2 protein-coding genes are annotated in these 6,401 nt (G+C 63.0%); both read right to left on the reverse strand.

From position 1 onward, the window contains the following. The coding region (locus tag BLQ55_RS30925) for a non-ribosomal peptide synthetase (RefSeq protein ID WP_143011817.1) at nt 1-5,294 on the reverse strand (5,294 nt) is incomplete at its 3' end. A gap of 447 nt (nt 5,295-5,741) precedes the next feature. Beyond that, a partial coding sequence (locus BLQ55_RS30930; protein WP_256326678.1) for a phosphopantetheine-binding protein occupies nt 5,742-6,401 on the reverse strand: 660 nt, incomplete at its 5' end.

Consider the following 6,401-nt stretch of genomic DNA (forward strand, 5'->3'; position numbering starts at 1 on the left):
ACATAGGCCAGGTGCGCCGAGGTCAGCCCGGCAACCTCTGGATTCGAGACGGACTCGTCCTGCCAGAGCCCGCTACCGAGGTCGATCACCGGCATCGAAGCACCGGCCAACAACCCAACCGTTGCCGATTGGGCCAGCACCACCGCCGGCGCACTGTCTTCCAGCATGTAGGCAATCCGATCCGCCGGATAGGCCGGATCCAGCGGCACATAACCACCGCCCGCCTTGAGGATCGCCAGCAACCCGATCACCATGTCGGCACCACGCTCGACACAGATCGCCACCCGCGAATCCGGCCGCACGCCCTGCCCGCGCAGGTAATGCGCCAGGCGGTTGGCCTGCTCGTTCAATTCAGCATAAGTCAGGCGCTGCTCGCCATGCAGCACCGCCAGCGCATCCGGCGTGCGCTGCACCTGTTCCTCGAACAGCCCATGAATGGTTTGCTCCAGCGGGTACTCGGCAGCGGTGGCGTTGAACGCCACCAGCAGTTGCTCACGCTCCGCTACCGGTAGAATCGGCAGGCGATACAACGCGGCCTGGGGCGTCTGTTCCAGCGCCTCCACGAGTTTTTCCAGGACCGTATGCATGTAGCCGCAGACCCGCTGCGCGCCAACCTGCGCTGCTGCCAGTACCGTCAAACGCAAACCGCTGCCCAGGTCGTCGACGTTCAATGTCAGCGGATAGTTGGTGCGTTCTGAGCCATCCAGGGCATGGATACCTTGCCAAGCATCCGTCGCCTGGGCCGAAGCCAGACCCACGGCGCTGTGTCGGTAGTTGAGCAAGGCGCTGAACAGCGGCAACGGTGCCGCCACGCCGCTGCAGCGCTGGGCCAGTGCCAGGGAGGCATGTTCGTGGCCCAACAGCGAAGTCAACCTGGCATGGGTGGCCTTGACGCCCGCACGCACGCCCTGGTGCCCTACCTGAATCCGCAACGGCAAGGTGTTGATGAACATCCCCAGGGCACGATCGGTGTCGGCACCGCCCTGCATCCGCCCCATCAGCACAGTACCGAATACCACATCCTGCTTGCCGGATACCTTGCCCAGTACCTGGGCCCAGGCCAGGTGCGCCAGGCTGGCGACGCTTACCCCCAACTGACGGGCCTGGGCCCGCAGACGCAAGTCCAGGGAAGCCTCCACCGATTGCTGGGCTTCTTCGATGCCATGGCCATTGCCCTGCACATCCTGCAGGCCGAACGGCAATGTCGGTTCGTCGATATCGCCGAGCATCTCGCGGAAAAACACCTCATGTTCTTCACGGCTCATGCCCAGGCGTGCCTGGGCCACATAATTGCGATAGGGCACCGCGTCAGCCAGTTGCCCGACGTCGCCCATCAGATGCGCCTGCATCTCGTGCTGCACCACTTCAAGCGCCGTGTGGTCGAGCACCATGTGATGGAACAACAGTGTCGCGACCCATCGATGATTGACGGCGTCCTGTCCATAGGCCAGGCGCATCAGGGGGGCCTGGCTGACATCCAGGCGATGGTGTCGCGGGTCGAAGCGCTGCTGCAACTGTGCCACGGCATCACCGGCGGCCGGATCGAGGTCGACCGCTTCAACGTGCAGCTTCGCCTCGCGCCAGACCACTTGCACCGGCGACTCCAAGCCTTCCCAGACCACACTGGTACGCAGGATGTCGTGACGATCGATCACCACCTGCAACGCCTCGACGAACGCATCGAGCCGTTCGCGGTGATCGAAGGCAAACTGCGACTGCAATACATACAGATCGCCCTGTTCGGCCGAAAGATGATGAAAGAAGATGCCTTCCTGCAGCGGCGCCAGCGGATAGATATCCTGCACGTTGCCCGCGCCGCCCGGGACCGTGTCCACGATGCGGTCGATGGTTTGCTGATCCAGCTGGACCAGGGGCAGCATCGACGGCGTGATCCGCGTGCAGCCCGGCAGGATGCCGTTGTCCGGTACCTGGATTTCGCTGCCGCTGCCCACCGCTGCCGCCAGCGCCATCAAGGTCGGCTGGCCGAACAGCACGCGCACGTCAGCGCTCAGGCCGACTTGACGCATCCGCCCGATCAGGCTGACGGCCAGCAACGAGTGGCCACCGAGCTCGAAGAAGTGATCGTGACGGCCGACGCGCTCGACCTTGAGCAGGTCCTGCCAGATCTGCGCCAGGGTTGTTTCGATTTCGCCTCGGGGGGCTTCGTAGCCGCGGGTGATGACCGAATCCAGGTCTGGGGCCGGCAGGGCCTTGCGGTCGAGCTTGCCATTGGGGGTCAGGGGCAAGGCATCGAGGTGTACGTAGGCTACCGGGACCATGTAGGCCGGCAACTGCGCTTGCAGGTAGCTGCGCAGGGTTTCGATATCCACCACGTTGGATTGAGTGAAGTAAGCCACCAGGCGCTTGTCGCCCGGCACGTCTTCACGGGCCAGCACCACCGCTTCCTTCACGGCATCATGTTGGGCGAGCTTGGCTTCGATCTCGCCCAGTTCGATGCGGAAACCACGGATCTTCACCTGGTCGTCGTTGCGCCCCAGGTATTCGATGTTGCCGTCCGGCAGGTAGCGGCCCAGGTCGCCGGTCCTGTACATCCGAGCGTTTGCGGCTCTGCTGAACGGATCCTTGAGAAAACGTTCAGCGGTGAGGTCATCGCGGTTCAGATAACCCCGAGCTACACCCGCGCCACCGATGTAAATTTCCCCCGGTACCCCCAGCGGCACCGGTTGCTTGTGCTCATCCAGCAGATAGAACTGGGTATTGGCAACCGGCTTGCCGATGTGGGCGGCAAACCCGTCTTCACGGGCCATGGACACCCAACTGGAATAGGTCGTGGTTTCCGAAGGGCCATAGAGGTTGCACAGGCGCTTGACCGAAGTCTGCTCGAACAGCGCCTCCACCAGGCTGCGCTTGAGGGCCTCGCCGGCCACGTTCACCGTATCCACGCCCTCGCCCAATCCACCGGACTCCAGCAACGCCTTGAGCGCCGACGGCACGGTGTTGATCAGGGTGATGTCGTGCTCGCCCTGCTGAAGTTCCAGCACATTCGTGACCACTTCGATACTGCCGCCCGACGTCAACGGTGCAAAGCATTCATACACCGCCAGGTCGAAGTTCAGCGACGTCGAGAACAGGGTTTTCGACAGGGTTTCAGCGTCAAAGGCGCGATGAGCCCAGGTGAGGAAGTTCACCGTGTTGCGATGCTCGATCATCACGCCTTTCGGCAAACCGGTCGAACCCGAGGTGTAGATTACATAGGCCAGGTGCGCCGAGGTCAGCCCGGCAACCTCTGGATTCGAGACGGACTCGTCCTGCCACAGCTCGCTACCGAGGTCGATCACCGGCATCGTTGCATCAGACAGCAACCCAAGGGTCGCCGTCTGGGCCAGCACCACCGCCGGAGCGCTATCCGCCAGCATGTAGGCAATCCGATCCGCCGGATAGGCCGGATCCAGCGGCACATAACCGCCACCCGCCTTCAAGATCGCCAGCAGGCCCACGACCATGTCGCTGCCGCGCTCGAGACAGATCGCCACCCGCGAATCCGGCCGCACACCCTGTTTGCGCAGATAATGCGCCAGCCGGTTGGCCTGCTCGTTCAGCTCGCGATAGCTCAGGCGCTGACCGCCATGCAGCACCGCCAATGCATCCGGCGTGCGCTGCACCTGTTCCTCGAACAGCCCATGAATGGTTTGCTCCAGCGGGTACTCGGCGTCGGTGGCATTGAACGTCACCAGCAGTTGCTCGCGCTCCGCCGGAGGCAGAATCGGTAAATCGGCCAGCGACGACGCAGGTGCACACTCCAGCGCCTGCGCCAAAGTCGCCAGCGCCGTTTCCATATAGGCACAGATCCGCGACGCGTCGATCCCGCTCACAGCCTGGACGGTCAGGCTGAAGCCCTCGCCCAGATCGTCCACCGAGAGCATCAGCGGATAGTTGGTCCGCTCCTCGCCACCGAGCACTTGGATACCGTTCCAGGCAGACACCGCTTCGGTCGAAGTCGCGGTGCCGGTGTGACGGTAGTTGAGCAAGGCGCTGAACAACGGCGCGGGTGCAGCCACGCCGCTGCAACGCTGGGCCAAGGCCAGGGAGGCGTGCTCGTGACCGAGCAATGCGGTCAACCGTGCATGGGTCGTCTTGACCCCGGCGCGTACGCCCTGCCCGCCAATGTTCACCCGCAACGGCAGAGTATTGATGAACATGCCCAAGGCGCGGTCGCCCCCTTCGCCGCCCTGCATCCGCCCCATCAGCACGGTGCCAAACACCACATCGTCCCGGCCCGACACCCGGCCCAGCACCTGCGCCCAGGCCAGGTGAACCAGACTCGCTGCACTCACGCCGAGCAGACGCGCCTGGGTCCTCAAGTCCAGACTCAAGCGGCTGGCGAGTGCCAGTGTAGCTTCCTCAATGCCCGGCCCTGCGCCCTGCACCTCTTGCAGGCCGAATGGCAGGGTCGGCTCATCGACATCGCCCAACATCTCGCGGAAGAACCCTTCATGGGCCTCAGCACTGATGCCCAGGCGCACCTGTGCCACGTAGTTGCGAAAAGGTACCGGTTCAGGCAATTCATCGGTCCGGCCGAGCAGGAATGCCTGCATTTCATGCTGCACCAGCTCCAGGGCTGCATGGTCCAGCGCCATGTGATGAAACAACAGAATCGCCACCCAGCGGTTGTTAGCCCGGTCTTGCGCACAGACCAGGCGCATCAACGGCGCCCGACCCACGTCCAGACGGTGGTGTCGGGTATCGAAACGCTGATGCAGCTGCCAATCGATATCGCCCTCGGCCGGATCGAGCACCAGTTCTTCCAGCGCCAGAGTGGCCTCGCGCCAGACCACTTGCATCGGTTCCTCCAACCCTTCCCACACCACCGAGGTGCGCAAGATGTCGTGGCGATCGATCACGCCTTGCAAGGCCTGGAGAAAATCGTCCAGGCGAGCTCTCTGGTCTGCTCCGAACAAGGTCTGCAACACATAGGGATCACCCTGTTCCGCGGCAAGGTGATGGTAGAAAATGCCTTCCTGCAACGGCGCCAGCGGATAGATGTCCTGGACATTGCCGGCGCCACCGGGTACGCCGTCGACGATCCGGTCGATCTGCTCCTGGGTCAGGCTCGCCAGCGGCAACATGTCCGGTGTGATGCGGAACGCCGGGCTCAACCAGTCGCCACCGTTTCTCTCCACCAGGGCGAGCAGTTCACGCTTATGGACGGCCAGACTGTCCCATACCGTGTTCTCCAGCCCTTCGTCATCGCCCTCGATCACAAGGTTTTCGCCATCCTGTTGGAGACGAATCGGGTGCTTGGAAAGCACTGCCATCAGTTCGCTGAATTGCATCGAAGGACCTGCTTTTCTGGTTCGGAGTGGTTGACGATCAATGTGGCTTTCAGATACGGCGTGTCGCCTGGACGCGAGGATTGGCGGCGGACGGGCCGATCACCGCGTGCGGGCCGATGCATGAATATCGTCATGTTCAACCGAAGGAGGTCCGTCTCCTTACAGGCCAAAAAAAATTAGAGCATTCAGTAGGTCATGTCTGTCATGGGAAGCAGGGACAAGTCCCGGCGGGGAGCAAGCGGACGTAAATCCTGGGGGAGCCGGGCTTGCCCGCGAAGGCGGTGGCACATTCGACATCTGCGTGACAGACACGCCGCTTTCGCGAGCAAGCCCGTTCCCACAGAGGGATTGGGGGCCAGCAGGATTTGCGCGGCGCCGCGGAAAACTGTGGGAGCGAGCCTGCTCGCGATGGCGTCATGCCGGCAGACAAGCTCTCTCCCATCGGACTCAGATGCGTCGCTGACGCGTGAGCGCCGGTATCTTCGTCTCGGGCACTTCGATGCGTTGTACCTGCCCCACCGCCGCGGCCACAGACGCCAGCGTCGGTTGACCGAACAACACACGGACATCGGCTTCCATGCCTTCCTTGCGCATGCGTTCGATCAGCGCCACGGCCAACAACGAGTGCCCGCCCAGTTCAAAGAAATGGTCGTGGCGGCCGATGCGCTCGACCTTCAGCAGCTCGGCCCACAACGAAGCAAGCTTCGTTTCCACGTCACCCACGGGGGCTTCGTAAAGATGAGTGGCGAACGCCTCGCTGTCGGGAAGTGGCAAGGCGTTGCGATCGAGCTTGCCGTTGGGGGTCAACGGCAAGGTGTCGAGGCGCACATAGGCCGCCGGCACCATATACTCCGGCAACTGCGCTTGCAGATGCCCACGCAGATGGCCTACGCCCACTGCCTGGCCTGGCGAATGCTGGGTGAAATACGCGACCAGACGCTTGTCACCCGGTACGTCTTCACGGGCCAGCACCACCGCCTCTTTCACGGCGTCGTGTTGGGCGAGCTTGGCTTCGATCTCGCCCAGTTCGATGCGGAAACCACGGATCTTCACCTGGTCGTCGTTGCGACCCAGGTATTCGATGTTGCCGTCCGGCAGGTAGCGGCC

The organism is Pseudomonas sp. NFACC13-1 (assembly GCF_900104425.1).
GTDB lineage: Bacteria > Pseudomonadota > Gammaproteobacteria > Pseudomonadales > Pseudomonadaceae > Aquipseudomonas > Aquipseudomonas fluorescens_AA.